We start from the raw sequence: 26883 nt of genomic DNA, 5'->3' as shown, positions 1-26883 counted from the left end.
CAGTTAAAACGCTTTAAAAACAGAGTGGATAAAGATGCAGGCCGGGTTAGTGCAACGCAACCCGGCCTGCAAAATACGGGTACGAAATAACTACAATTAAATAGCGATACTGTCCGCTCCAGGCGCACCAAACAACTGCTGCTTCAGCACATGCAACTGATCGCGCACCTGCGCGGCTTTTTCGAATTCCAGGTTCTTGGCGTGATCGACCATCAATTTTTCCAGGCGCTTGATTTCCTTGCTGACCTGCTTCTCGCTCATCGCCTCGTACTTGGCCTGGTCCTGCGCCGCATGTAACTCCTCACGCGCTTCTTGCGGGCTGTAGACGCCGTCGATCAACTCCTTGATCTGCTTGCTGATGCCGACCGGCGTGATGCCATTCGCGGTATTGAAAGCGATCTGCTTGTTGCGGCGGCGCTCGGTCTCGTCGATTGCACGGCGCATGGAATCGGTCATGCGGTCGGCATACAGGATCGCGGTGCCGTTCAGGTTACGCGCGGCACGGCCGATGGTTTGAATCAGGCTGCGCTCGGAACGCAGGAAGCCTTCCTTGTCCGCATCCAGGATCGCTACCAGCGACACCTCGGGAATATCCAAACCCTCACGCAGCAGGTTGATCCCGACCAGCACGTCAAACGTTCCCAGACGCAGATCGCGGATGATTTCAACCCGTTCGACGGTTTCGATATCACTGTGCAAATAACGCACCTTGATGCCGTTATCGCTGAGGAATTCGGTCAGCTGTTCCGCCATGCGTTTGGTCAGTGTGGTGACCAGCACGCGCTCGTTTTTCTTGATGCGCGCATTCGCCTCGGACATCAGGTCATCCACCTGGCTCAAGGCTGGTCGCACTTCAATCGCCGGATCGATCAGCCCCGTCGGCCGCACCACCTGCTCCACCACTTGGTCGGCATGCTGGTTTTCATAATCGGCCGGCGTCGCCGATACGAAAATCGTCTGCCGCATCTTGCCTTCGAATTCATCGAAACGCAGCGGCCGGTTATCCAGCGCCGACGGCAGCCGGAAACCGTAATCCACCAGATTCACCTTACGCGCACGGTCGCCGTTGTACATGCCGTTCAACTGGCCGATCAGCACGTGCGATTCATCCAGGAACATCAGCGCATCCGGCGGCAAATAATCGACCAATGTCGGCGGCGGTTCGCCCGCCTTGGCGCCGCTCAGATGGCGTGAATAGTTTTCGATGCCCTTGGTGAAGCCGATTTCCTGCATCATTTCCAGATCGAAACGGGTGCGCTGCTCAATGCGCTGTTCTTCGATCAATTTATTTTCCTTACGGAAAAACTCCAACCGGTCGCGCAACTCTTCCTTGATGGTATCGATGGCGCGCAGCACCGTGGCGCGCGGCGTCACGTAGTGCGAACCGGGATAGACCGTAAAGCGCGGAATTTTCTGCCGTACGCGGCCGGTCAGCGGATCGAACAGCTGCAGGCTGTCGATCTCATCGTCAAACATCTCGATACGCACAGCCAGTTCGGCATGCTCTGCAGGAAACACGTCGATCGTATCGCCGCGCACACGGAAGGTGCCACGGCCGAAATCGATTTCATTGCGCGTGTATTGCATCTGGATCAAGCGTGCGATCACATCGCGCTGGCTGACCTTGTCCTTGGCGCGCAAGGTCAGGATCATCTGATGGTACTCATTGGGATTACCGATACCGTAGATCGCCGACACCGTTGCCACAATAACCACGTCGCGCCGCTCCATCAGCGACTTGGTGCAAGACAGGCGCATCTGCTCGATATGCTCGTTGATCGACGAATCTTTCTCAATGAACAAGTCGCGCTGCGGCACATACGCTTCAGGCTGGTAGTAATCGTAGTAACTGACGAAATACTCCACCGCGTTATGCGGGAAAAACTCGCGAAACTCGCTGTACAGCTGGGCCGCCAGGGTTTTATTCGGCGCAAACACGATCGCCGGCCGCCCCATGCGGGCGATGACGTTAGCCATCGTATAAGTCTTGCCCGAGCCGGTCACCCCCAGCAAAGTCTGGTAAAACAAGCCATCTTCCACGCCCTCAGCCAACTTGGCGATGGCCGCAGGCTGGTCGCCGGCCGGCTCGAACGGCTGAAACAGCTTATAGGGCGAATTGGGAAAAGTGACGATTTTAGACTCGTCGACGGTACTGGAAACCTGTGATATGTCAGCCATGGGCCTCGACCTTTGGTAAAATAGACGGTAGTAAATCCGCGCCGACCAGCGATGTATTCGTGACCCGGCACAGCATTCAACCCGGCTACAAGATGCAACTTTGCAGCCAACTTTTTATGTTATCACGATGAACGCACCTCTTTCAGCCTCCCTCTTCACCGCCATCGAAATGGCGCCACGCGATCCTATCCTCGGTATTACAGAAGGCTTCAATGCGGATCAAAATCCAGGCAAAACCAACCTCGGCGTCGGCGTTTATTACGATGATAACGGCAAGGTGCCGCTGCTGGAGTGCGTGCAAAAAGCGGAAGCGCAACTGATTGCAAAACTGTCGCCACGCACCTATCTGCCGATCGAAGGCCTGGCCGCTTACGACAAGGCAGTGCAAGAACTGGTATTTGGCGCCGACAGCGCCGTAGTGCAAGAGAAGCGTGCGATCACCGTGCAATCCATCGGCGGCACCGGCGCGCTGAAACTGGGCGCCGATTTCCTCAAGCGCTTCGCCACCGCCGATGCGCAAGTCTGGATCAGCGATCCAAGCTGGGAAAACCACCGCGCACTGTTTGAATCGGCCGGCTTCACCGTCAACAACTATCCGTACTACGACCCTGCTACCCGCGGCGTCAACTTCAGCGGCATGCTCAATGCGCTCAAGAGCATGCCAAGCGGCTCCGTGGTCGTCCTCCACGCCTGCTGCCACAACCCGACCGGCGCCGACCTGAGCGACGCCGAATGGACCCAGGTCATCGAAGTCGTCATCCAGCGCGGCCTGGTGCCGTTCCTCGACATGGCCTACCAAGGCTTTGGCGACGGCATCGAAGCCGACGGCCAGGTAGTGCGCCGCTTCACAGAAGCAGGCGGCCCGCTGTTCGTTTCCAACTCGTTCTCGAAATCGTTCTCGCTGTACGGCGAGCGCGTAGGCGCACTGAGCATCGTCGCCGCCAGCAAGGAAGAAGCCGGCCGCGTACTGTCGCAACTCAAGCGCGTGGTGCGCACCAACTACTCCAACCCGCCAATCCACGGCGGCCAGGTAGTCGCCACCGCCCTGTCGTCGCCGGAACTGCGCGCATTGTGGGAAGAAGAACTGGCCGGCATGCGCGTGCGCATCCGCGAAATGCGCCACCTGCTGGTTAAGAAACTGAAAGAACAGGCGCCAGGCCACGACTTCGATTTCGTCACCAAGCAACGCGGCATGTTTTCTTACTCGGGTTTGACCAAGGCACAAGTCGACCGCCTGCGCGACGAGTTCTCGATTTACGCCGTAGACACAGGCCGTATCTGTGTTGCCGCGCTGAATTCAAAAAATATTGATAATGTTGTCGCCGCAATCGCAAAAGTCCTGTAATATTCGGGTCCCGATGCAGTAGCAACACTTGCATCGGGAGATGTAGAAAAGTTTAGAAAAAGCTTTGACACCACAGCAAATTCAAGACTATAATTCTGCTTCTTTCAATTCCCTGATAGCTCAGTTGGTAGAGCGACGGACTGTTAATCCGCAGGTCCCTGGTTCGAGTCCAGGTCGGGGAGCCAAGATTCTAAGGGGTCACATGCAAATGTGACCCCTTTTCTTTTGCCTTCAGATTTTTCATCCAATCCCCCTCCCCCAGTGCTTGTAAAGGCTGAGTCAAAGCGTTCCCGCGAGAACTCGCTTTGCAGACTGACGGCTGCGCGGCATTGATGGCGGCGTTGCACTAGACTAGATATCCCTTGATCAAGGCTTGGCAGCTACGCTAAGGTATGACGGGTAGCGTCTTGCGTTGGCCGTCTGCCCAATGCAACAGGAGCATTTTCAGAGGAAATGCATGCCACAAAGGCTAACCGAGTAACGCGAAAGGTCATCATGAATACAGCGATTACCGTTTTCAGTATCGGCAGCGCCATCGCCATCGGCGCGATGAGCCCCGGCCCCAGCTTCGTCATGGTCGCCAAGACTGCCGTGGCGTCGACCCGATCGCATGGCCTGGCAGCCGCGCTTGGCATGGGAACCGGCGGCATCATGTTTGCCACCGCAGCGCTATTGGGGTTGCAGGCGCTGCTGGCTTCCGTGCCTTGGCTCTATCTCGCATTAAAAATCGGAGGCGGAGCATATCTGGCCTACCTCGGGTATCGCATCTGGAAAGGCGCCAAATCGCCGTTGATGCTGGGGGCGAATTTCGGACAAGAGGCAATGCCGACATTAAAAAAATCGTTCATGCTCGGATTGGTTACTCAATTGAGCAATCCGAAGACATCCATTTTCTACGCCAGTATTTTTGCTTCGCTTCTGCCCCCGGCCTTCCCGGCCTGGCTCAACCTTGCCCTGCTGATCGTCGTTTTCTGTATTGAAACAGGCTGGTACAGCATTGTTGCGCTATTGCTTTCCTCGGCCTCCCCGCGCGACGCCTACTTGCGCTACAAAAGCTGGATCGACCGCGTTGCCGGCGGCGTGATGATCCTGTTCGGCTTGCGGCTGATTGCGACGGCAACGAAGAACTGAATTTCCCTTGATGGAAGAGCCGGATCTTGCGATGACACATCCAATGAAACGACGTTGCATTGGGCTGACAAAAACGAAGGAAGATCAGCACCTTCAATGCGGCAATGTGTCATTGCAAGACCAGGTCTAGAACTTTCTGCTTTGCGCCTGGCCTCGATATATCAATCAGATTTAGGTTATTTAGAATCCAGGCGCTTTCCCGCCCTGCCCTGATAAACCATCGTGGTAAAACCTCCTGGCCCCACGCGATGAGTTGCGTACTGTTCATCGAATTCCCGGGCGGGCCGCGATTTAATCATCTCCTCAAGGCCTACAGGCTGGCGACAACAAAGCCCATGTTGATAGTTAACTTAGCTAAAGAAAGAATACGGCATGAAAGATATATTCAAATCAGTCATCTGCGCCCCATTGTTTTTCCGCGCTTTGCCTATGTCTGAATCCGCATCGGCTGTCGAGACAAACTCTGCCGAGGAGATCGTCCAGAAGCAGTTCGATGCCTACAATGCGCGCGATATGGATGCCTTCCTTGCCACCTATGCGGACAACGCCGAGCTTTTTGGATTTCCGAACACTCCCTCAAGAAAGGGCAAGGAGGAAATGCGCAAGAGCTATGCGGTACGGTTCAGCGATACGATTTTGCATGGCGTCGTCGTCAAGCGCATTGTGATGGGAAATACCGTCATCGACCATGAGCGCGTTCGCGTCACGCTGCCCGAAGGACCGGGTGTCATGGAGGCGATTGCAATTTATGAAGTTCAGGATGGAAAAATCGCCAAAGTAACATTTATTCACGGGAAGAAAACACCGGGTGAAACGTTGTAAGCGAACAAATAGCCGAGGCATCGCGATGCTTCGTTCTATGTATCCTCACATTAATCGCAAGCCGGTGTGGAGCCGCTCTCAGAAGTATCAGCCAGCCGCCGGACCGGCTTCGTCTGGCTGCCGCTCAGTCAAGCTCTCTTGCCAGTCCCCCATATAGCCAAACGTCGGCGCATGGAGTTCTTGCGTATACCAGAAATGCGCCCGGGATTTTATATGCGGCTCCATGAACCAATGAGCGTGTCCGCTGCCATCCATCGCCCACCATCGCGCGCCTTTCGGCGCATGCTTCCAATCAACGCTACCGTACATGCTGTCCTCTCAATGCTAAAACAATGCCCTGGGCTGATTACCTGCAGAGGGTTGTAGCAACACAACCGCTGCCGGCACTTGACCATTGCAACGGCGTTCCGGCGACTGGCGTCAGCACGTAGGTATCCGTTGCGAGAATGCCGTCCTTTTCTTGCGGAACGGCCTTGATGACGCCGCCCTTGACGCTCAGCGAGGCGATATATTTTCCTGCATCTCCAGTGCGGTCGGCAGGAATGCCGTTGGCGCCGCCATCGCAAGCGGCCAGGCCACCCGTATGCTGTGCGCAGCTTTCAACTACCGGCTTGAGCGCCATAGCCGCTGCGGTCACTTCCGCAAATTTTTCTTTCTTCAGGTGATTTTGATAGGCCGGGATTGCCACTGCCGCCAATATGCCAATGAGCGCCACGACGATCATCAGTTCAATCACGGTGAAACCTCTTTGCATCGCAGGATATACATTTTTCATTTTCTGCTCCTCTGCCGAACTTGCAAAAGATTAGATAGCCGGAACCTGGTTTTGTTCTGGCTTTCATTGCCCTGCGGCAGACGTGATATCTGAGCGGCTTCTGTTTAGGCGAGATATAAGCTATGGCTATGGAGACTAGCAAACACTACAACGGCCTGCATGATTTCACGAGATATGGACACAACAGGAAACAACATTTATCCAAACACGCCAACGCAAGAAAGTGTTTCTATCTTGCGCTAAACAACGGAGAAAACGATTATTTTCAGGATCATCATCTTGGCGGCAATATGGGTAAATAAGTCCGACATCAATCCGTTTTAAGCGTTAGCCGACGCGGAGTTGTCGTCAGCTCGATGCCTAATGTTTTCATTACGGCGAGCGTGTTTTTTAGAGTCAGATTGCCGTTCTCGCTGAAAGAGCGGTAAAGTTGCTCCCGTGACAGTCCGGTTTCAACTGCAATTTACGCCATACCCTTGGCACGCGCCACAACACCAAGTGCGTGCGCAATGTATGCGGCATCGCCCGTTTCAAAAGCGGCGGTCATGAAAGCAGCCATTGCTTCGCCTGAAGACAAATCTTCTGCAGGATCGTAGCCAGTCAGTTTTTCAGGCATTTTCTTCGCTCCACGTTGCTGCAAGGCGTTTTGCCGCTTTAATGTCTTTCACTTGCCATCTGCAACAGAGGCAGAAAGCTGAAATCAGTCGCATGAAATCTGTTATCGGAAAGCGTTAGGTAAAGGACGCCACTGTGACTGTCAGCGACAGCCGTAGCCCGCCTCAATCACCAGCTCCGTCCCGCTGACAAACCGGCTCGCATCCGACGCCAGATACAGAATCCCCGCCGCCACATCCGTCGCTGAACCCCGGCCCGTCAACATCTGTACTTCCGCCAGATCAACCAACCTCTGCGTCAGGTCGCCCTGCTTGCGCAAAGCCTCCACCTGCGCCGGTGGCCGTGAAAAGCCCGGATGAATCGTATTGACGCGGATATTGCGCGCCGCATAGCGCATCGCATTCATGTTGGCCATCCGCAGCGCCGCCTTCGCGGCATGGTCAGCCGCTTCATGCCGCTCATCCTCCAGCGCGCACAAAGACAGTACATTGACGATAGAACCGCCACCGGCCCGCTCCATCGCCGCGATCACATGCTTGGAGCACAAGATGCTGCCGTTGACGTTGGCCGACATAGCCTTCTCCCACTGCGCCAGCGAGAGCCCCTGCGCTGACGGATTGTCGGCATCGATGCCGGCGCTGTTGACCAGAATATCGATACGACCGAAATGGCCCTCCACTGCCGCCATCACTTGTTGCACCGCTTTGCGGTCGCTGACATCAAGCGACCAGAACCTGGCCCGGCCCTGCGCGCTGCCAAGCAGCCAGGCGACAACCTGCCCCTCCTGCTCGCGCACGTCCAGGATCGCCAGCCGGGCGCCGGCGGTGGAGAGCGCACAGGCGATGTGGAGCGCGATGCCGCGTGCGGCGCCGGTGACCAGGGCGACTTTGTTTTTGAGGGAGAAGTAGGCGTTGAGTTGGCTCATGGGGCTTCAGGTCCGGAATGTACACAATCAAATACTAAGCATTCCTTAGTGTAGCACCAATCAAAAACTAAGAATATCTTAGTTTTTGGGGTAACTATGTCACTTGCGAAAAGGCTTAAAGAAGCTCGATTAGAGGCTGGCTTGTCTCAGGAACGACTGGGCGTACTTGCGGGGATTGATGAGATGTCTGCCAGCGCCAGGATGAATCAGTATGAGCGTGGGAAGCACGTGCCTGATCTCACTATGGTCGAGCGGCTTGCCTCTGTTTTGAATGTACCCGCGGCATATTTCTATACTGCGGATGATGATCTAGCTAGATTGCTAATGACATTTCATCGCCTTAAACAGTCGGAAAAAAAGCGTGTACTAATGATCATTGGAGATATGTATAGCAATCAGTCCGGATAAATCCATAGAGCTAACACATGAAATTCAGCTAAATTTTCGGTGCTAGGTGATTTGAATGCGACTTAGAGACTGGGTATCGCCACGTTCCGCTATCAATTTTTGTAAGGGGAAGTCGTATGACGTATCCTCAAAAAAACGCTAAGTAAGACTCTAAGCAGGACCATTTAAGCACTGAATTGGAATATAGCCGCTGTTGATTGGATCACCACCGCCGGAAAGATTTGTTGCGCCATAAGCGACAATTCCTATCACCTTCATCTCGCTATTAAGAACAGGCCCACCACTACTTCCTGCGACAATATTTGTATTCACTCGAAACCATTTTTGTCCTGCTGCATTGTATCGCGATTGAACTATTACACCATCTTCGTAGGCCACCGAGGCAGTTCCGTCATGAGCGGGGAAACCAATAGTCCTCACCTGCCCACCTAACTGATGGTTAAAATCCAAGTCTGCTATTAAAGATACTTCTTCGACGCCACCAATGACTTTTATTATGGCGTAATCGAGAGCGTCATTTCGCTCCACTATTTCAATATTTAAGGACTCTAAATGATTATAAATCCTACGTGCTTTAGTTCCCGGCTTAAGAACGTGAGCACAAGTGACAATACCAATTCCGTCAAGACAAAATCCAGTACCTTGATAGTAATCATCCTCGAAAAGATCAGACTCCAAAATCCAAAGTGCTCTGTTAATTTGCTTTGGAAACCCAAATTTAGTTAATCTTCTTAGATCTGCAACCAGCGAATATCGACCAAGCAATTTTTGATAAATATCATCGTTTGGACCTCTGACAGAGCGTAGAAAAGTTAGCTTTCCATGAAGAACCTGCTTAAAAGAAACTGGCGGAAGAAAGGGCGCTCGATGTTTCGAAACGTATTTTTCCCTGAATTCGCTCTCCGCTTTATCGAGACCAAATTTTTCCCACGCATGAAGCATTGCTCGTAAATTACGAACATACTTTCTTGATACGTTAGCAAATTCATTTACTTTAAGCCCCGTGACAACTTGAGACTGTCTGGGAGTGCTAAAACGCGTCTTGGCATTATTAATCGTAAAACCATTTTGCTCAATTTTGGTTGTCAAAATTTCGCTAATAACCGCACTGTATGGATCGTGTTTTACATTAGCTATTTCAGTTGGAAAATTCTCCCGATTAGTAGAAATAGATATGTCGTCTGCGTATCTTGTATATGTACACCCGAGCTGATAGCAAAATTTTCGCAAATAGTTATCCAACCCCCAGCACATAAAATTAGAAATAACAGGTGACGACGGCGCTCCTTGTGGCAAACTATTTTCTTTTGTAGAAATCCTAGCCAGCGCCGTTGCGACCTCTTGAGGAAAATTAAACGGATGATTAAGAAATAGACCGCGAACACGGCCAAAATTTATGCTTGTGAAAAAATCTGCTAAGTCAAAATTTAAAAGATAACGTTTTCGCAAATGCATTTTTGCGTTCGAAACAATACTTTTATCCTTTAGATAACCATGCACACTTTGCTTTGGCTTGTATAGTTCAAGCAAGGAATCGGCCAATTTCCTTTGAATTTTTTTAAGAAGCGGATGAGGCTCAGAAATCTGCCTTGTTCCGCCAGTTTTTTTGGGGACATTGAACGACTTATATTTGTCGCTATCTTGCAAAGCATAAAGAAGATACCCAAGCTTATTCGAAGGAATACCAAAGAATAAAGCAAGATCTGAGAAGGACTTCAAATCCAGAAAGTTGGGAGGTGTCAAAGCGCTTAAGGTAATCAGCATAGTGTGTGAAGCAAGGGCCGTATTTCAATTCTACTTTACCGTTATAGGTACCAGATAGATATCATCAGGGAAAGTTAAGTATATATATAGCTAGGCAAGCATCAACCTAGTAAAAATGCCGCAGGAACACAGCACCGGTCAATTGGGAACCCTCACTTCACCGTTCAAATATTAGCATTAAACTCAGTTTTCCAGACAGAAATAGTAAAGCCATGAATGAAGCCGTAAGATAAGGAGTCCAGTGCCTAGTCTTGCAATGACACACCCTCAATATAAAATATGACACAGATTTCCTCGAACACACTGGCAGACCAGGGGCTACTCCTGCTATCGAGCCACGATAAGTAAAGCTCCACAGCGTTACCGAGATTGAAGGTCACGATGCAGACCGAAGAGAGTAGCTCGGACTGTGGCAGAAATGATCAATGTTCGGATCACACTATAGACCCCTCATCTAGTGTTAGGCTGAATCAGCGACGGATCGACAAGGAGGTGCTGGGATCAAATCTTGTAATAGCATATTTTTGAAAATCAACCCCGAAAATATGTCACAGATTCGTATCTCCATTTACATCATGCCAAGCCTTCCGCCGAACTTTTTTAATTAGCCGGATAGTTTTCTGCGACATTCCCAGTCTCAGCTATTTGCCTAAGCGCGGCCTTCTGAACAGCGTACCAGCTGATAAGGCAGTCCCTGTCATGACAATTCTTTTCACGATAATTCCATTCCTTCCGGCTGCGTTCTTTGAAAGCAACCTGGTCAACGGCTGCAGCCTTTGCTTTGGCAAACGCACCCGCCAGCTCAATGTCGTCCGCCGCCAGTTCTTGATCACCACAGATCAGTTGTTCAGCATCGGAGCGTGCTTTGGCACAATTAAAGCTGGTCTGGAACGTGGGATGAGAAATCGCGTCCGATACAAATGCTTCGGCAGTATTAATTTCCATACCATTTGACCTGGCCCAAGCGGCCAAGGGAGTCGAGGTAATTGGCATGTCGCTCCACGCGAACCTGTTGGCAACCGCCTTGTAATCGTTTGTTTCCTTATAGATCAGATCGCCCTTCCCTGTTGCTGCATTAATTGCAAAAGCCGCGTCATCCGTGCCACAAAAATGTGCCTTGCAACCGGTACCAAAGTAGTACCCGTCCATTGATTGAATTCCAGCCGCATTGGTGACCACAAGGCGATCAGCAATCTTTCGCCATTCATTCGGTGAAACATTATTAAACGCGTGTCTGAATCGACGATCATTAATCACGTCCTGAGGATATTTTCCAATCAGCCAACTGAAATCGACCTGTGATTGATGAGGCTGTGAAGAATTCGCGGTAGTAGATATCGAAGCCTGCGACGTGGGACTTCCCCCGTTTTGCGATTCCCTCTCAACCGGAGGCAAATTTTCTGCCGAAGCTACCTCCGTACGTTCAGTGTTTTGCGGTTGATAGAGGACTGCAACCAATGCAAGCATCAGTGTGATTCCCGTATACATCAATGCCATACCAAGGGGATTCTCCTTAGAATTCGGCACAGCCGGGCGAGGCGAAATTTCGTTCGTGACCAATGCATCAAACTTGGCATTTTCGTCTGCAATCTCCTCCGACACTGAAATCTTCACTTTTTCGAAATATTTCAGCACGTAGAAGCCGTACAAGGCAGAACCCGCCACCAGAATCAATCCCATGCTGAAATACCTCAGTGAAATAAATATGCAACCGAGAAGACTAACCAAAAATGGCCCGATGAAATTTGGTGCTCTTGGCCATGCCAGCACTGTGTTCCGCAACGAAGTTGCGGCTTCCTTTAATGCACCACGCTCGCCTTGATGATCTGCGCACCTCTCCTCTATCGTATAAAGTGCCGATATCGCTTTTTCTTTTTCGGCCAGCGATATCGAGCCGATATCTACGGCGAGCTTAATTGCCTTGGTAGTTATCCCGAATTCCCGGTTAAGGGTCTCAAGAAACTCCTGATGATCTTCAAGTGTTACGGCGACCGCGAGATCTTCAGCGAGGACATAGACGCCGTGCGAAATGAAATAATGACGGAGCGCCTTTGTCGTTCGATCTTGTAACAGCATCACAAAATCGCGCGTTGCCTGTTCCCGCTTTGAGAGTCGTTCTGTGCCTGCAGAATCAATACGGCCGCTGGCCTCAACTGCAGAGCGAATCGGCGTTGCCGTTCTGCGAGCCTTCAGATTCTGGGTATAGTGAATCCCAGTTCCAGGAATGCTTGTGGTGAGACGTCCTCGGGTATTGTAGGTAAACCCCTTTCCGCCAATTGAGGTACTCACGCCGCTTTTGCTCAAATTTATCCGCACGCCGGGTGCAATTTTTATTGTTCTCCTGAAGCTCCAGCCCATATCCCGTCTCCTTTATTTTTGTTTCCTAGAGAGATTGCCGTCGATTCGAAATTTTCCTGCCGCTGCGACCCATTACCCTGTGACCCTGTCGAACATCGGGAGACTTAGCGTCTTCAACGAAGGCGGAGATTTCCTGATCAAAAACTGCCTGGCTGAACCAAATCTTTCTTCTAGCAACAAGAACACAAAAGCAGCTAGCACGGAGCAACTACCCAAGACGAAAAGCAATACAAATGCCCAACTCAGAAAATCTTTGTTATGGTCAGCAAAAGACGTCAAGGCTATCAACAAAAGCGATCCGAAAAGCGCTGAAAAAAAATAGAACACGAGAAGGCGCCATCTTGTTTTATAAAACGTGAGCTTCCAGCGAAGAATTTTTAAACGATATCTTTTTTGTTTTTCCCGAAAACGGAATTTCCCCGGTACGCCATTTTTTATCTCCAATTTGAGAAACGGCTTGGTTTGCAGATATTCCCGGATCGAGTCGCTTGGGTCCGTTGCGGACACCAGTTTTCTTATTTCATGATGCACCAGCCGCTTCTTGTAATAGAAGTCAAACGTCTGCTCAAGTTGATAGTTCAAGAATTCCGGCGCATATCCCGGCGCGGAAATGAGATAGTTATTCATCGCGGCAAACAAGGCTGCTTGCCGGTCTTTCTTGACCGTGTGCGAACCGGTTCTCATATCGGCCCAGTTTTTAAGAATGGGAACGATAATGACGATTAACGCGACAATGATGAGCCACGGATTGTGCGTGCCGACGACCTCGATGAAATTGCCCATTCTCTACATCCTACGGTAATAAGCTGTACTCCAAGAACGTTGAAGTTGCCTGCACCGCTGAAGCGGGTACAACGGCATATCGTCGCCAATTCATTGCCAATATACAATAAATATCCTTTATGCAATAGAGCTTCAATTGCAATAATCGTAAATCCTCTCACCATGATTGCGCTTGATGGCCAAGATCACTGGGGTCCTGGGTTCAAGTTACCCATATCAAGATCAAAGCAAATAAATTCCCGAAAAGCATTTGTCACTTACAATTCCAGCACGGATTCATCCGAGTCCGCCGCACGCCGGGCACTGGCGCAGGGATAATAAGAATATGCAAGGTACTTCATTCCGTAAGTGGATCGCCATCATCATCGGCGTTCTGATTTTGATGAGTATGCTGTCTCATACATTCATCGCTTCCGTTCCAGCCAACCACGTCGGCGTGGAATTCAGCAGGGTTGATGGCCGTGTAGAGCCGATACCGCTGCCCAGTGGCTGGCATCTGATTGGATTCGGCACCACGGTCGTGGACTTCCCTACCTTCACGCAAACCTATGCGTGGACAAAATCCATGACCGAGGGTCGCGCTGAAAATGAGTCAGTGAATTTTCAGGTGGCTTCTGGCGTGGTGATCAATGCGGATGTGAGCATCTCCTACGGTATTGACCCAAGCAAAGCGCCGGCGCTGTATCAAAAATACAAACGAGGCTATGAGGAAATCACCTCGCAAATCATCCGCAACGCCATCCGAAATTCCCTGAACGCTTACGGCTCTGCTTATGATGCCGAGGGCCTGCTCTCCGGCGGCAAGATCAAATTGGCGGAACAGGTGCGCACTGAAATAAACCACGAACTCGGGCCTTACGGCGTGCTGGCTGAGCAGTTCGGTTTCATCAATGAACTCCGGTTGCCGACCAATATCCAAAACGCGATCAATGCCAAGATTCAGGCAACGCAAGAGGCATTGCAGTCCGAAGCTTTGTTGCGCAAGAACCAGGCTGATGCAGCCAACGCCGTCGCCATTGCGAAGGGCAAGGCAGACGCCAAAATTGCCGAAGCCGAGGGGGATGCACGCTCGCTGGAGGTCGTCGGGGAAGCCATGAAACGCTACGGGTCAGAGGCGGCTCAGATTAAAAACCAATCACGTTGGATTGAAAAATGGGATGGAAAACTTCCGACCACCACCACCGGCGCCAATACCGCGACGATGATCGGAATCGGGAAATAAAGAAATTTTGATTGCCATGGAAGCTGGGAAGCAGGAACAAGGTCTAGCAAGACCAGACTCCGAGCTCCCCGGCGAACCTTCATTTGATGGAGGTTTTGGCGAATGCTCTGGCTGGATGAACTGCCCTGATATTTCCCGAAACGCGAAGCCGGGGTCTGCTCTTGCAATGACGCATTGGGTGAATAATGCTGCTCTATCTTTCGTCAAAAAAGCTCGTGCTGCGGGTGGTCTTACAGCACCATGACAGAGCCAACAAATTTGATGCGAAAAACATTCAATAAAAAAATCGTCTACCTCGCTAATGCCGTTCAGTTAAGGCAAAAAAGGCCACTCCGAAACGATTTGGAGCGGCCTTTTTCCTTTGTTTCGAGGCGATTTAATTCATCATTTCGAACAAAACTCTCCTTAACTGAACGGCATTAATCTACCTCGCCGCTTTTATCTTCGTGCTGTTGATTGCCGGGTTGTTTGTAGGATATGTACGCTCGTATCTGGATGACGAGCAGCAAACTACATTTTTCATCAAGAAATTTCCCGCCTTTCAGGTGGAGTTTGTCGATCCCTTTGCTAGCGAGGGTGACAGTCCGGATATCTCTGACCTTTCGACGATAGATAGAAAATCACTTGTTGATTACTGCAAGTATCGCTTTGGGGTAACGGCCGATAGTGATGAGGCGCTGGATGAATGTGCTCATCATATTCCTGCTTATATTCCTGCTTACTTAAAACAGTGACGGCATCCAGCCGGGCCTTTGCAGAGTTTTAGTGCGATCAATCAGGCGCTGATTCGCGATTCTCTCTTGCCGCATCTGTAGTACTGGCACCGACGGACATATATATAAATAGTGTTTTGTTATCTATAATTAAACTATGAGGGGATTTCTGATCATCATCGGGACATGGCTACGTGTCTCGGGTCAGCGTCGGAGCCCCGGAAATGTTCATTTTCTTCATTTTCAATAGCAGGTATCCGAGCTCTGATGGAGCTAAGACGGTTATTTGATTGAATATGATAAGCAAGATGAAAAGCATTATTTTTTGTTAAATAGGAATGAAATGACAATCAAATCTGCCTTCGCGGCAATCGTGTGCACTGCGCTGACGGCTTGTGCAGCCGGTCCTTATAACAGTAGCTATAGCCAATCTTATGGCGGGGGTAACTACGGCTATTCTCCCGCACCTGCATACGGTGGTGGTTTTAACTATGCGCCCTCAAATGGTGATGGTTACCGCGACGACAGTTGGGTGCCGCCCGGCAGTTACCGCCAATCCTGCAGCAATATTGTTGTCAGCCGGGGTGTGCTGGAGGCGACATGCGGCGGCGGCAATGGCAGGCGCACATCGATCTCCTTGTATTCATGCAGGAGCGGGAATTTTGAAAACATCAACGGCAACCTGCAATGCTCCGGCAGCGGAGGCAGGCGTGACAGCGATCGCAACAGCAGAGATTTGCCTCCCGGCAGTTACCGTCAATCCTGTGGCAATATTATTGTCAGCCGAGATGTGCTGGAAGCCACATGCGGCGGCGGCAACGGCAGACGCACGTCGATCTCCCTAAATTCGTGCAAGAGTGGGAATTTTGAAAACATCAACGGCAACCTGCAATGCGCTGGCGGTGAAAGCGGGCGTGATGGCAGAGATTTGCCGCCGGGGAGTTACTTGCAGTCCTGTAGCGATATCAGCCTGCGAGGCGGTATATTGGCGGCCAGCTGTGGCGGCAACAACAACCGCAGAGTGCAGTCATCAGTTTCGGTATCTTCCTGCGCAAGCCGCAGTTTTAGCAATATCAATGGTTACCTGCAATGCGACAGATAATATCGCTATCCGGCCCGGTCTTTGCCGGGTTTTAGTGCGACCGATCGGGCTTGATTGGCGACGCACTGCTGTTGCATTTGGCTGAACAAAATCATTGAGCGACTGCCCTCCAGAAGACGGATGTCGCTTAATGATGCTGTTCAGTTGACATGGCCTTCTCAACACTCTCTGAGAGACCTTACCAAGAAAATCGCGCAATATTTTTATCATATTGTGCCAAGTCCTCGTGGCGCTGATGCCGAATAATTTGCTCCAGATCTGCTTGCGTAACTCATGGGCGAAGACCAACAGCGATATGCCAACCTGACCTGCCGCTCCGGTAATCAAGCCACGCCTGCACTTATTGAGTCGGTCGTCGCTGCACACTCGCAGCAATAGTTTCTGCTATCTTCAGAAATTCTTCCTTCCCAATGGGCTCGATGCCTTTCGCTTTGGCCTTGCTACCCTCTTGAATAACATAAAGGCGCAAGTCTGGTGTATCCGCTTTTGCTTTCGGATCGCCGCGTACCGTTGCGAAATAACCGTAATCAATATTTCCGTCACGGGTGATTTTGACAAATGAGGCGAGACCTTTTTGACCAGCTAGGGTGACTGAACGTTTAATGGGGAAATCCCATACTGATCTGATGCTTGTATCTGGACCGCGATATTGTGTCCAGAAATCATCGATTACATAATCCGGTTGAGCAATTTTTTCGAGTTTTTCTGAGTCGTATTTCCTGGCGCTCGCATCTTTTAGCATGATTGTGACATCAGGATGTGCCTTGAGACGGTAGGTCATACCGATGCTCCGGTAGCGCTGATTGTCGCCATCGTCCTGAATAAACTCAAATGGCAGACAAACGCCCATGACGTGTGGCACGCTGTAAGGAGCGCGGTAGGAAAGACCATGCAAAATCGTCGCCAATGTGTGACGTTCAGACTCTTCATCAGTAGGTCCATCACCTGATTCTTTCCACCACAGAACATGATTGTTCGTCTTTAGAAAAGCCCTGTATGAACTGTTGACACGCCATGCATATCCCGCCAGAGGATCGGTGGGTAAAATATCGAATTGTCGGGAGCTGCCATCTTTGCGTTTTTCTTTTTTTGCAAAATTTGGTGGAATATTTATGTATTTTTTTATGGAATCGGTCAATACAACGTACTGCTCTTGATTCAATGGGTGGCTAACGTAGATCTTTCCGCCGTACCATAAAGCACTCCAGTCTGCGGATTGTCCGTCTTCAAAGTGAAATTGTTGTTCCGTTTCAATATTAATTTCTTCATTTAGTCTTTTGGCACTATAGGCTGCGATATCGGCCTCAGTCGGTAAATCGAGTTGCAATCTTCCGACACATTCCGATTTCCAGTTTGTGGGCATTTCTTTTGCAACACATACCGAAAGACTGATGCCTAGAATTGACGTACCTACCACTTGCGCAAACATCGTGAAGTTCATCATCACATCTCTTCTTTAAGTGCTGGATCGCTGGGAGATTGCATCGCTAACCTGACTTACTGCTCTGGTAATCAAGCCACGCCTGCGCTTATTGAGTCGGTCGTCGCTGTACACTCGCAGCAATTGTTTCCGCCATCTTCAGAAATTCTTCCTTGCCAATGGGCTCGATGCCTTTGGCTTTGGCCTTGCTGCCCTCTTGAATGACATAAAGGCGCAAGTCTGGTGTATCCGTTTTTGCTTTCGGATCACCGCGCACCGTTGCGAAATAACCGTAATCAATATTTCCTTCTCGGGTGATTTTGACAAATGAGGCGAGACCTTTTTGTCCGGCCAGGGTGACGGAACGTTTAATGGGAAATTCCCAGAGCGAACGAATACTTGCATCAGGGCTCCGGTACTGCGTCCAGAAATCATCGATTACATAATCTGGTTCAGAAATTTTTTCGCGTTTCTCAGAGTCGAATTGATCAGCGGTTGCATCTTCCAGCATGATCGTGACGTCAGGGTGAGACTTAAGACGGTAGGTCATGGCAATAACTCTGGATAAATTTTTATCAAGATCGTTGTCGCGAATGAAAAAAAATGGCAGGCACACACCCGCTGTTCTTGGAACCGCATATAACGAGCGATAAGACAAGCCATTAACAATAGTCGATAGGTTTGAACGCTCAGGCTCTTGATTTTTACTGCTTCGCCCCGTGACGTTCCATAAAAAAACATGATCTCGAATGCTCAAAAAAGCCCTATATCTTTCATCGACATGCCACGCCATTCCGGTTTGTGGATTCGTAGCTAATATCTCAAACTGACGATTTTTTGCATCTTCGTTTTTTCTATTTAAAGATGACAAACGTGAGTTTTCCATCCATTTTTTCATATGTATTTCTAGCTCAGAATATTCTTTTTTTTCTAATGAGTTACTGGTGTATATCAAACCTCCATATTGCAGAGAACTCCAATTCGCCGCACTACCGTCTTGAAATTGAAATTGCGGCTCCCCACCGCCATCAATTTGTTCTTCCAATTTCTTAAACGTGTATCCGGCAACATCAACCTCACTTGGAAAACTAAGTTGCAACCGTCCGACGCATTCCATTTTCCAATCGGCAGGTATTTCTTGAGCTGAACATACTGACAGGCTGATGCCAAAGATTGAAGTAACAATTATCTGTGAAAATATGTCGAATTTCATCATCACACGTCCTCTTTAGATAATGGACTGCTGGTCCGCTGTTTTGCAATGCTGACTGTCGAGATAACTATGGCAAGGAACAATCGGCATTGCGGCGCGCCGAGCGTTAGGCGTGACATAGATTGCTCGGTCTGGGGACTAATGCGGAATTTCTGACGACGATCTTTCATCAGCGCACGCAGCTCGCCGAACGCAAGCCGCTGTTGATGCCGAATAACTTGCTCCAGATCTGCTTGCGCAACTCATGAGCGAAGATACGCACAGGCTGGTTGCTGCCATTGGCAGGGACCTTTGATTGCGGCAGGGGCAATTGTGATTATTATATTTTCAGTCAAGTTTCTTTTCTCGCATCCAACGGCAGCGATTCGGAACTCTTGTTTTCTGGTGCGACTTGCGGGTCATAGCCAATAATGGCGAAAATTGCGACAACACCAAAGAACAAGTAAACAATGCTCCAGCCCAATAAAAAATTTTCCAACAATGGGCTTGTCCCGGCAGCGCCCCCAGGACTGCCAAGATCTATCAGCATCGAAAGTAACCACAAAAACAATGCCCCGAGCAAATAGGACAGTGCTATCCAAATAAGCTTCTTCCGAGTCAGCCAAAACCAACCACTCTGTCCCTTATCTCGCATCATTACGAACTTGATTGGAATGTAAATCAACCAGAAAAGACCTAGCAGCACATTGGCATACAGCAAAAATGCAAAAAGTTGCATATAAACTCCGAGTAATTACACTTTTTTGTCGTCATAAGAAACGAGTTTCCACGCAACTTCCACGCTTTGCCGGCGTGGACCGATTAATTGTTCGAGCCATGCAGCGCGGTCCAGGTACACGACCAGCAGGGGCATGAGGTCGCCTTTCCTAAAATTTTCCTTGGCATTATTTCCCCGACTTGCGTCAAGCTGGCTACACCATACGCCGTTTTCTGGGCAACGTTCGCCAGTTCGCACAATGGCGCCTAGCGGCAGCCGTGCAGCCACGTTTGACGCTTGCTTGCCCTGCGGGGTTTTACTTGCCGATGGCGACAGCGGCAGGCCGGTGGCCGGATCGAGATTTTTGGCTTTGCTTAAGCGCTCGATGAGGTCGTCCGACGGCTTCGGCGGAGGCACTGCAGCATCCTGCTCCTTTTTCCACTGGAATGTTCCGTCCCATGCCGGCAGCTTGGCGGGGGGAAGAGGTACGATCTTGTCAATGTCTGGGACCTTTGGGTTGCGACCATCGTTGGCATCAATGAATTTACCAATCAGGTTGTAGCGCTGCGAGCGTTCGGGATCGTTGGAGACGGCAAGATAATACAATAGCTCGGTTGATGGAGGCCCCTTGAAACCATTCTCTAAAAAGGATGCCGATTGCGAATCCCCAGACACTACACCTTTCTGGAAAGCTTGAACGGCTTCCGGAAACAAAGAGTTATTTTGATAATTGATTCCTAAAGCACTTGCTGCTTGACCATGCCCCTGATCAGCTGCGCAGCGACGCATCTGTTTGGCAATCGCTGGCGCGTTGTCTGCAGGCGCAAGCAGATTGCTGACATAATACTGTGCATCCGCATTGCCCAGATCAGCCGCCTTGCGGATGAAACGCCGAGCCATCTCCTCGTCCAGCTTGAAACCATAGCCGTTCAACAAGTAGTGTCCTATATCGTAATAGCCACTGGGTACGCCCGCCTTGATCAACTGGTCGGCCAGTGCAACGCTTTCCTTCTCAGGATCTGGGGACGAAGCGGAACCTTCCGACACCAACAGCTGCAGATTGTGATTGGCCTTGTAGTGGCCGTGCGCTGCGGCGATCCGGTAATAACGGGCGACCTCATTGAAATTCTTCGGTCCTTCTTTCTTTTCTAGCGAGCGCCCGTACTGGAAGATACTATCGACTTCGGGATCGAGCGGCGGTAAATGGTCCGCTTCGTGGGTACAGGTAAAGGCGAGATTGGCGCGCACGGCGCTCATGTCGGGTAAATCGGCCAAGGGATTTTCCTTATTTGAACAAGAACAAAGGAGGCATGCAAGCGAAAGGATGAAAACGGTTCGGTTCATAGTTCAGTCCAATCGACTGCGTTTTGTTGAGGCACGATAAAAGCCGACCAACGAGGCGTATGGAGATTGAACTTTGCTTGCTTGGCGGTCGGAATTTTTCTGAATAATATCTCTCCAGGTCTTAAAAGCATCCACCGCCTTATCCTGCGCCCCCAGTCCTTTGGTATGAATATTCCACAATCGTCGTCGTAACGGATGCGTCACCGCCGCATTCTCATGGCAAATATTCAGTTCACTATCGACTTCCATACTGCGTACATTGATATTCGCCGAACCGTGCGTCAGAAAAACATCGTCGACAATCATAATCTTGCTGTGCACGTACACCGGCATCCAGGCATCTGCGGGCGAATCAGGTGCAACCAAAGTACACACATGGACTTTCAGGCCGGGAATTTCCATTGGAATGATCGCCTTCTTGTTTTCACTGAGCTGCTGATTGACCGTATCCAGTTTTTGCTGCGCCATTTGCACCTGCTTGTCGCTGTCAACATATTGTCGCGTCATTTGCGCGCGCTCCAGTTGCTGCTGGGCGGCATCGCGTTGCGCCAGCAATTGATCGTCGCGCTCGAGTCTTGCCACACCGGGTATCACGTCTGCACGTCCAAGACTGTTGAGCATGTTGTAGGTGCTTACCGTGCCGTCACCCATACCCTCATCACTCGAATTGGTCACGACAAACAGATGGATGGGTCCGTCCTGGCCGGGATCGCGTCCCCATTCAACATGGCGCTTGGCAATCGCCTTGATTTGCGTGGCCAGCGCGCTCCACCTGAAATACTGGTTCTCGATGTAAATAAACTGCGTCGCGTTGTTTGCGGCTTGCAGGTACAGCGTCTTGATATCCTGCTTACCTTCTTGCGACTGGGTGCGGGTGATTTGCGCCATGACAGCGGTTCCCATGTCGCGACGCACTTTCAGGGCAGACGCAAGCGGTTTGCGCTTGGACAGCAAGTCAACGTTGGTGGTGCGCTTCCAGGCTTGACAGAAATTCTCATTCAGATACGCCAGCACCGGCCCTGTGACGAGGCTGGACATGTCCTGGCGCGGCGTCTCGCCGTTACGCCCGAAGTTTGGATGCATGCGTGCATAACCATGGGCATCGTTGTCCCAGTAGGTGTCGAGCGTATTGTGGCCCATGACAAAACCCAGTGCTTGCTCCGGCGCCTCATAGTCCACCAGAATCATTTTCTGATGATGTGATGGTTCTAAACCAAAACTACCTACGACAGCTATTTTGCTCAGATCTTTGTCCGAGCGATGCATTAATTCCCGGTAGACAATCTCCGCACGGTCAGAGAGAGAAAAATCCCGGGTGCCCACTTGAATGTTCTTCAAGGGCGGCACGGTTAACTGAGGCCGCGCGCTTACATCCTGTGAATGTGCTGTCGTAGTCGCCCTGAGATTACCAATAAATTCTTGTTGCTCCGGCGACCCTGCTGCGCGAGCCTGGTAGTACCAGTTGCGGTCGTATTCGCGCTGCGTGTTATTTTCATTCTGAGTAGAAAGGCTTCGCCAGAAGCCGTCACCGGGCGTGGAGTTTTCCGACGCTTGCGCAAGGTGCAGAAAATCTGCCCAGCACAGCAAACGGATTTTCACGCCTTCCCGCCCCTTTTTGATGAGCAGGTCACCGATGCATAGAGCGCTTACCCCGGGACCGCGTTTGAACTGCATCGAAGGCTGGAAGCCCCAGCAAATGATATCCACCGTATGCTGCGCCGCGAGGATCGCGTCGTAGACAGCACCGAAAGCTTCCTCGCCGTTGACGAGCGGCTTATACGTTGCCGGGGCAGGCAGGTATTCAGTGCGCTGCACGAACCACGGCAAAGTGAGCGTCGCGGTGTTGGTACGCGACAGTGCGATGGGAACGACAATTGACTGTTGCTGTGTCATCTCTTAGCTTTCCTCGTCGGAATTGAGCAAATCGTTGTATGCCTGCCGGTGATGCGCCCGATCTATGGCATCGGCGCCCGGTGTCGCTTCATGAAAATGAAATCCGGCATTTGCCTGCGCGCCATTATCCGCATCGCCACGGTATGCGTCAGACACCGGTAGTTTGTAAGTGGTACCGTTTGCCAACTCCAGGCTGTACTGCTTGGTCGGGGCACGGTGAGTAACCGGAATCTGGCCGGTTGCATCGATCTTTCCTTGTTTTACCTGTTCGCCATCGGCAAACAATTTGTACGGCATTCCAGCTGGCAGGTAGCTTATTGATGCCGGCGAGGCCGCAGTACCAAACAATAAGGAACTCACCGGCAAAATGTCCTTGACGCCGGCTGTCATGTTCGCCGCGATTTGCATCGACGCAGCGCCTTCCTTGCTCCATACCGCACATTTTTCGTAGATATCGCCCGGTGTACCGTTCTCGATCCCTTCCGGCATGATCTTGATATAGGAGCCGCCGGCGCCGATCCAGACTTCCTTGTCAGCAGAAAGAACCAGCTTACCGTTAACGGAGGTGATTTTCAGATCCTTCAATGCGGTCAGCAGCATTTCATCGCTTTGCGCCTGAATCTCGACCTTGCCCTTGGCGGCAAAGATTTTGATGCCGAGCTTTTGTGCAAACAGGGAAATCGCTTCGCTAGCGGCCACCGTGAATTTTTTCATCACACTGATATCGGCATTTCCGCCAGCGGTAGCGATCAGATTTTGTGAGGCGCTCAGCTGCAGATTGCCGCCCGATGCAAGGCCGATGCCGGCGGGTGCGCTCATCACGATGCACGCTTTTTTCAACTGCTTCAGCGTGTCATTGAATAATGCCTTTTGCTTTTCGTATTCGGCCACACTGGCGTGCGCAGCTTTCGCTGTCTCGGCCAATGCTTGCGTCTGTGCCAGCGCCTGCTCCAGTTGCGCCTCAGTTGCCAGCATGTCGAGTTGTTGCCCGTTGGCCTTCGGTTGCGCATCGGCAGAGAGAAATAGCCCCTTGGCGGCACGGATGCTTCCCCAAAAATCGGTCCGGATTTCCATCCCTTCGCCACGCTTCTGCTTCTTTGCGTCGACCAGGTGACCTAAATTGAGTTGGCTCTTGCCGAGCTCGGTCGCCAGCTTGACGTGTTCCTCACCCTCCCAGTCTTCCATCCGCAACTTGTTGTTGCTCTGGGTGCGGATTTCATTGCGGCTCATCCACCGGTTTTCATTGGTGATCAGGTCTGTGTTTTGGCTGTCGTGCAATGCATGGGCAATATAGGGGCGGTCCGGATCGCCGTTGTGAAAGGCGACGGCGACTTCAACTCCATCGATCAGCGGGAAGTGAAACCCGGTCTGCAAGGGACCGGCAAATGGTTTGGCGAGGCGCATCCAGCAGCTATTCAATCCGGCTTGACGCGGATCGCGGTCAAAGTCGAACTGCACCATATAGTCGCCAGCCTTGTTCATGTAGGCATAGGGGTAACGATCCGGCGAGGCGATCCTGGCGCTCACCGTGCTATCGACTTTGGGCCATGCGTCCTCATGGAGTGGCAAACGATAGATACGGTCGGACGGAATCGCTGTATAGCTATTGTGGTAGGCGGTATCGCGTGCGCCGTGATGAGTAATTTTGGTAATCAGTTGGCCGTATTCGGCGTCCGGCAAGGCTCTGTTGGTGAAGCGGAACACAGCGCCTGGAACCAGTCCGAGGACGTTGCCTTTGCCTTGATAGACGACTTGTTCGCACAGGCCTGCTTCATGACGCAAGCGCCCTTCCCATTCGGCCTGTTCTTTGCTCAGGTGCATTGAGCCAAAAGCATACGCATTGCCGAAAGTGGTCTTGTCGTTGCGAGCAAGGTTGACTTCGGTTTCTATCGGGGCCGGTGCGGCAAGGCGGTTGTAGTCTCTGACAATGTAGGATTGCGGGATCTGCCTGGCATGGGTTTCGAATGCCCGTACGGTTTCGCTGCCGACGCTTTCCAGTCCGGCGTCCTGGCTGAACGGCGCGGATAATGCCGGACTGCGCCGGTAATGCGTGAAGTCGTCGCCGAAGTGAACAATCTCCCCATACTCGCCGGCATCAATCCGAAACCAGATCCCGCTGCGGCGGCACAGGCGTTGAATGAAGGCCAGATCCGATTCGTGCCATTGCGTGACGATCGGACGCTTCTCGTAGTCGCGTCGCAGCGTAAAACTGAAATGGCTGTTGTCGCCAGCAAAGCCATGCTCCCGCAGGATGGTTTCAATAATCTTGGGAAATGTTTGTTCCAAAAACAGGCGGCAGCGCGTGACGTTGCGCAACTGCGCAATGCGCGATTCCAGCACCACCTCGTAGGTGGCGACATCTGGATTGCTATCGAGCTGTTGAAAGCCGGTGATCACGCCTTGGGTCTTGCGCCCTGTTCCCAGTGCAGGTACGCCGGGCAAGGCGGGAGGGGTGATAGTAAAGGTTGCCGGCATGCCGACAAAGGAGGAACGAGGTAAATCAGACTGAGGATGCGTCAGGCGAATCACAAAGCGGTTTGGTTCGCCAAGCTCTTCCACGCCATCGAAGCTGACGACACTGAACGCTTTGCCACTGACGCCGGCACGAGGGACATGAAGGTGATAAGCCTGCTGGACGCCGATACCAAGCGCTAACATCCAATCGTTTGCATCCTGTGCCATACGCTGCCTCTGATGATTTTTCGTAGACAAAGAAATATCAAAGAATGGCTCATCTGTAAATGAAATTAGCGCTGAAGACGCAATGATTTACAGTTATGGTCTCTTAAGTGATGTGCGCCAATGTTAATAAATGTCACTATTTAAAAACTCCAAAACAATAAGAGCAAAGAATGGCGATGAACCATCCATAAAACTGAACAGCTTCGTCCCCAACAGCAGTTACAACACATCTGACATCTGTCCAGCCATTCCGAAGCATTTATTCGCTCCACATCGAAATATTGTGAACGATTGCAAACTGTGATCTATTTAACTTTTTTTGGCTATTTGTTTGCGACATGGCTGGCTACAATCTATTCATCGGAATATCGAAAAGAGATGCAACGAGATGAATACACACCCGCAAGCAGTAGAAGCATTTCGTCGGACGACAAACGGCACTACCTGGATCAATCACACCCAACAGCGATGCAAGGGGCCATGCAAGCGGACTCGCAGCAAAGGGCAATTTTTATCGGGTGATTCCCTCTGCATGATCTGCCGCAAGCGTGCTTGAAACCAGGCAAGCGACGGTGAATTCATATTCTATTTAAAGAAAAACATGAACGAGATGATATGCCCGCACTGCGACGAAACATTGCGCTTCGGAGAAAACGTCTGCATTGGATGCAAAGCAGAAATTGAATATGGGGCGCCTCGAATGGCCTACCTTGCACTAGTCATAGTGAGTATTTTTTTGGGGGTGCAGGTATCAAGAATTCCCGTCTTTGATTTCTCATTGCTAGCTTGGTTTTTCGGGATGACGACATTTGTAGTCGGTAGCATGTGCCTGGAGAGATTTTTCATCGAACGGGTCATTTTCAAGCGTCCCTGACAGAGATGGCCTGATATTGCCAATCATAGGCGGATTAATAATGACCGTTCACACCGCTTTTGATGCTGCCTCAAACAGCAAGTCAGATGAAGAAGCAGCGTCATATGATCCAGATCGCTTGCTGGATACATTGATCGCAAAGTTGAAATTGAAAACCGATACTGCGCTCAGTCAGGCGCTGGGAGTTGCGCCGCCAGTGATAAGCAATATACGCCATCGTCGTTTGTCTGTAGGCGCTACGCTGTTAATCAGTATGCACGAAGTGACAGGTCTATCTATTGGAGAATTACGGACTCTGATGGGAGACCGCCGAAAAAAAATCAGGACGAGCGGTACGCAGTCTGGCCCTGAGAGTTGTGCTTGAGCCTATTTCGTCGGCGCAGCAACCCATAAAAAACTGAAATTTGCAGCGACCGGCCTGGTTTCGACCGTGCGGCTTTCCATGCTGACTTTAACGCCAAGGTGCTTGCGTTCTTCAGGCAGCATCTCGGATCTGGCCGGCCTCGCCTGCATCACTCGCACGCTAAACGCCATCAATGCTTGCAGGGGCAGAAAGCTTGCCCCGAGCAAGTTATCGCCACCGGCTGGACGGCGCTCCTGTTGTCGGACCCAGTCTCTC

General features: G+C 51.0%; 21 protein-coding genes, 1 tRNA gene and 1 pseudogene. 9 read left to right on the top strand and 14 right to left on the bottom strand.

The window, feature by feature from the left end; translation table 11 throughout:
* Positions 1–96 precede the first annotated feature (96 nt).
* Positions 97–2178 carry an excinuclease ABC subunit UvrB gene (gene uvrB, locus LT85_RS07110; RefSeq protein WP_038486984.1) on the bottom strand — a complete coding sequence of 694 codons (2082 nt, stop codon included), beginning with the start codon at positions 2176–2178 and terminating at the stop codon, positions 97–99.
* 127 nt (positions 2179–2305) lie between these two features.
* Between uvrB and LT85_RS07105 the strand changes: the two genes are divergently transcribed.
* The 4 genes from LT85_RS07105 to LT85_RS07090 all read left to right on the top strand — a co-directional run bounded on the left by LT85_RS07105 (position 2306) and on the right by LT85_RS07090 (position 5476).
* Positions 2306–3523, top strand: coding sequence for an aromatic amino acid transaminase (locus tag LT85_RS07105; RefSeq protein WP_038486981.1), 1218 nt, complete (start codon positions 2306–2308; stop codon positions 3521–3523).
* A 109-nt stretch (positions 3524–3632) separates the two neighbouring features.
* Positions 3633–3708, top strand: a tRNA-Asn gene (locus tag LT85_RS07100).
* Positions 3709–4018: 310 nt separating this feature from the next.
* Complete coding sequence (locus LT85_RS07095) at positions 4019–4654, top strand: LysE family translocator (RefSeq protein WP_052134806.1); 636 nt, start codon at positions 4019–4021, stop codon at positions 4652–4654.
* A 372-nt stretch (positions 4655–5026) separates the two neighbouring features.
* Positions 5027–5476, top strand: a complete 450-nt coding sequence (locus LT85_RS07090; RefSeq protein WP_052134805.1) for a nuclear transport factor 2 family protein — start codon at positions 5027–5029, stop codon at positions 5474–5476.
* Positions 5477–5563: 87 nt separating this feature from the next.
* On the opposite strand, the gene LT85_RS07085 is transcribed toward LT85_RS07090, so the two are convergent.
* The 4 genes and pseudogenes from LT85_RS07085 to LT85_RS07065 form a co-directional block, all read right to left on the bottom strand.
* Positions 5564–5785 (bottom strand): hypothetical protein, encoded by a 222-nt coding sequence (locus tag LT85_RS07085; protein ID WP_038486979.1) that lies wholly within the window; start codon positions 5783–5785, stop codon positions 5564–5566.
* A gap of 37 nt (positions 5786–5822) precedes the next feature.
* The gene (locus LT85_RS27295) at positions 5823–6251 is read right to left on the bottom strand and encodes a pilin (protein WP_038486977.1); all 429 of its coding nucleotides are present in this window, start codon (positions 6249–6251) and stop codon (positions 5823–5825) included.
* A 310-nt stretch (positions 6252–6561) separates the two neighbouring features.
* Positions 6562–6867 (bottom strand): annotated as a pseudogene (locus tag LT85_RS27465) (addiction module antidote protein).
* Positions 6868–7008: 141 nt separating this feature from the next.
* Positions 7009–7791 carry an SDR family NAD(P)-dependent oxidoreductase gene (locus LT85_RS07065; RefSeq protein WP_038486975.1) on the bottom strand — a complete coding sequence of 261 codons (783 nt, stop codon included), beginning with the start codon at positions 7789–7791 and terminating at the stop codon, positions 7009–7011.
* Positions 7792–7887: 96 nt separating this feature from the next.
* On the opposite strand from LT85_RS07065, the gene LT85_RS07060 reads away from it, so the two are divergent.
* The gene (locus LT85_RS07060; RefSeq protein WP_038486974.1) at positions 7888–8199 is read left to right on the top strand and encodes a helix-turn-helix domain-containing protein; all 312 of its coding nucleotides are present in this window, start codon (positions 7888–7890) and stop codon (positions 8197–8199) included.
* 150 nt (positions 8200–8349) lie between these two features.
* Here the strand turns inward: LT85_RS07060 and LT85_RS25290 are convergent, their stop codons facing one another.
* From LT85_RS25290 to LT85_RS07045, 3 genes are all read right to left on the bottom strand, one after another.
* Positions 8350–9963 carry a reverse transcriptase domain-containing protein gene (locus LT85_RS25290; protein ID WP_052134803.1) on the bottom strand — a complete coding sequence of 538 codons (1614 nt, stop codon included), beginning with the start codon at positions 9961–9963 and terminating at the stop codon, positions 8350–8352.
* Between the two features lie 600 nt (positions 9964–10563).
* On the bottom strand, positions 10564–12321 hold the full coding sequence (locus tag LT85_RS07050) for a DUF4236 domain-containing protein (RefSeq protein WP_038486971.1): 1758 nt from the start codon (positions 12319–12321) through the stop codon (positions 10564–10566).
* Positions 12322–12393: 72 nt separating this feature from the next.
* Positions 12394–13104: a hypothetical protein gene (locus LT85_RS07045; protein WP_038486969.1), complete on the bottom strand. Its 711-nt coding sequence runs from the start codon at positions 13102–13104 to the stop codon at positions 12394–12396.
* Between the two features lie 325 nt (positions 13105–13429).
* Here LT85_RS07045 and LT85_RS07040 point away from each other — a divergent pair, with 325 nt between their 5' ends.
* The 3 genes from LT85_RS07040 to LT85_RS07030 all read left to right on the top strand — a co-directional run bounded on the left by LT85_RS07040 (position 13430) and on the right by LT85_RS07030 (position 16141).
* Positions 13430–14326: an SPFH domain-containing protein gene (locus LT85_RS07040; protein ID WP_052134798.1), complete on the top strand. Its 897-nt coding sequence runs from the start codon at positions 13430–13432 to the stop codon at positions 14324–14326.
* Positions 14327–14772: 446 nt separating this feature from the next.
* Entirely contained in the window at positions 14773–15060 is a 288-nt protein-coding gene (locus LT85_RS07035) for a hypothetical protein (protein ID WP_253273688.1), read from the top strand.
* Positions 15061–15325: 265 nt separating this feature from the next.
* A complete protein-coding gene (locus LT85_RS07030) occupies positions 15326–16141 on the top strand; it encodes a CVNH domain-containing protein (protein WP_216595048.1) in 816 nt (271 codons plus the stop codon).
* Between the two features lie 340 nt (positions 16142–16481).
* Here the strand turns inward: LT85_RS07030 and LT85_RS25285 are convergent, their stop codons facing one another.
* The 6 genes from LT85_RS25285 to LT85_RS07000 all read right to left on the bottom strand — a co-directional run bounded on the left by LT85_RS25285 (position 16482) and on the right by LT85_RS07000 (position 25390).
* Positions 16482–17585, bottom strand: a complete 1104-nt coding sequence (locus tag LT85_RS25285) for a T6SS immunity protein Tli4 family protein (RefSeq protein WP_052134793.1) — start codon at positions 17583–17585, stop codon at positions 16482–16484.
* A gap of 85 nt (positions 17586–17670) precedes the next feature.
* Positions 17671–18777 carry a T6SS immunity protein Tli4 family protein gene (locus tag LT85_RS25280; protein WP_052134788.1) on the bottom strand — a complete coding sequence of 369 codons (1107 nt, stop codon included), beginning with the start codon at positions 18775–18777 and terminating at the stop codon, positions 17671–17673.
* A gap of 328 nt (positions 18778–19105) precedes the next feature.
* A complete protein-coding gene (locus tag LT85_RS07015; protein WP_038486965.1) occupies positions 19106–19492 on the bottom strand; it encodes a hypothetical protein in 387 nt (128 codons plus the stop codon).
* Between the two features lie 15 nt (positions 19493–19507).
* Positions 19508–20815: an SEL1-like repeat protein gene (locus tag LT85_RS07010; protein ID WP_253273687.1), complete on the bottom strand. Its 1308-nt coding sequence runs from the start codon at positions 20813–20815 to the stop codon at positions 19508–19510.
* Between the two features lie 3 nt (positions 20816–20818).
* The gene (locus LT85_RS07005; RefSeq protein WP_038486960.1) at positions 20819–22708 is read right to left on the bottom strand and encodes a phospholipase D-like domain-containing protein; all 1890 of its coding nucleotides are present in this window, start codon (positions 22706–22708) and stop codon (positions 20819–20821) included.
* 3 nt (positions 22709–22711) lie between these two features.
* On the bottom strand, positions 22712–25390 hold the full coding sequence (locus LT85_RS07000) for a type VI secretion system Vgr family protein (protein WP_038486957.1): 2679 nt from the start codon (positions 25388–25390) through the stop codon (positions 22712–22714).
* Between the two features lie 914 nt (positions 25391–26304).
* Here LT85_RS07000 and LT85_RS06990 point away from each other — a divergent pair.
* A complete protein-coding gene (locus LT85_RS06990; protein WP_038486949.1) occupies positions 26305–26628 on the top strand; it encodes a hypothetical protein in 324 nt (107 codons plus the stop codon).
* Positions 26629–26883: the final 255 nt, after the last annotated feature.

The organism is Collimonas arenae (assembly GCF_000786695.1).
In the GTDB taxonomy this organism is placed as follows: domain Bacteria; phylum Pseudomonadota; class Gammaproteobacteria; order Burkholderiales; family Burkholderiaceae_D; genus Collimonas; species Collimonas arenae_A.
The sequence above is the reverse complement of the archived record's forward strand: the minus strand, read 5'-3'. Positions and strand labels throughout refer to the sequence as shown.

Bases quoted from the DNA above. Each gene is read 5' to 3' on its own strand.
- LT85_RS07085 (WP_038486979.1), bottom strand. From the start codon at position 5,785: ATGTACGGTAGCGTTGATTGGAAGCATGCGCCGAAAGGCGCGCGATGG.
- LT85_RS25290 (WP_052134803.1), bottom strand. From the start codon at position 9,963: ATGCTGATTACCTTAAGCGCTTTGACACCTCCCAACTTTCTGGATTTG.
- LT85_RS07040 (WP_052134798.1), top strand. From the start codon at position 13,430: ATGCAAGGTACTTCATTCCGTAAGTGGATCGCCATCATCATCGGCGTT.
- LT85_RS07105 (WP_038486981.1), top strand. From the start codon at position 2,306: ATGAACGCACCTCTTTCAGCCTCCCTCTTCACCGCCATCGAAATGGCG.
- uvrB (WP_038486984.1), bottom strand. From the start codon at position 2,178: ATGGCTGACATATCACAGGTTTCCAGTACCGTCGACGAGTCTAAAATC.
- LT85_RS07005 (WP_038486960.1), bottom strand. From the start codon at position 22,708: ATGACACAGCAACAGTCAATTGTCGTTCCCATCGCACTGTCGCGTACC.
- LT85_RS07000 (WP_038486957.1), bottom strand. From the start codon at position 25,390: ATGGCACAGGATGCAAACGATTGGATGTTAGCGCTTGGTATCGGCGTC.
- LT85_RS25280 (WP_052134788.1), bottom strand. From the start codon at position 18,777: ATGATGAAATTCGACATATTTTCACAGATAATTGTTACTTCAATCTTT.
- LT85_RS07045 (WP_038486969.1), bottom strand. From the start codon at position 13,104: ATGGGCAATTTCATCGAGGTCGTCGGCACGCACAATCCGTGGCTCATC.
- LT85_RS07060 (WP_038486974.1), top strand. From the start codon at position 7,888: ATGTCACTTGCGAAAAGGCTTAAAGAAGCTCGATTAGAGGCTGGCTTG.
- LT85_RS07015 (WP_038486965.1), bottom strand. From the start codon at position 19,492: ATGCAACTTTTTGCATTTTTGCTGTATGCCAATGTGCTGCTAGGTCTT.
- LT85_RS06990 (WP_038486949.1), top strand. From the start codon at position 26,305: ATGACCGTTCACACCGCTTTTGATGCTGCCTCAAACAGCAAGTCAGAT.
- LT85_RS25285 (WP_052134793.1), bottom strand. From the start codon at position 17,585: ATGATGAACTTCACGATGTTTGCGCAAGTGGTAGGTACGTCAATTCTA.
- LT85_RS07010 (WP_253273687.1), bottom strand. From the start codon at position 20,815: ATGAACCGAACCGTTTTCATCCTTTCGCTTGCATGCCTCCTTTGTTCT.
- LT85_RS07050 (WP_038486971.1), bottom strand. From the start codon at position 12,321: ATGGGCTGGAGCTTCAGGAGAACAATAAAAATTGCACCCGGCGTGCGG.
- LT85_RS07095 (WP_052134806.1), top strand. From the start codon at position 4,019: ATGAATACAGCGATTACCGTTTTCAGTATCGGCAGCGCCATCGCCATC.
- LT85_RS07090 (WP_052134805.1), top strand. From the start codon at position 5,027: ATGAAAGATATATTCAAATCAGTCATCTGCGCCCCATTGTTTTTCCGC.
- LT85_RS07065 (WP_038486975.1), bottom strand. From the start codon at position 7,791: ATGAGCCAACTCAACGCCTACTTCTCCCTCAAAAACAAAGTCGCCCTG.
- LT85_RS27295 (WP_038486977.1), bottom strand. From the start codon at position 6,251: ATGAAAAATGTATATCCTGCGATGCAAAGAGGTTTCACCGTGATTGAA.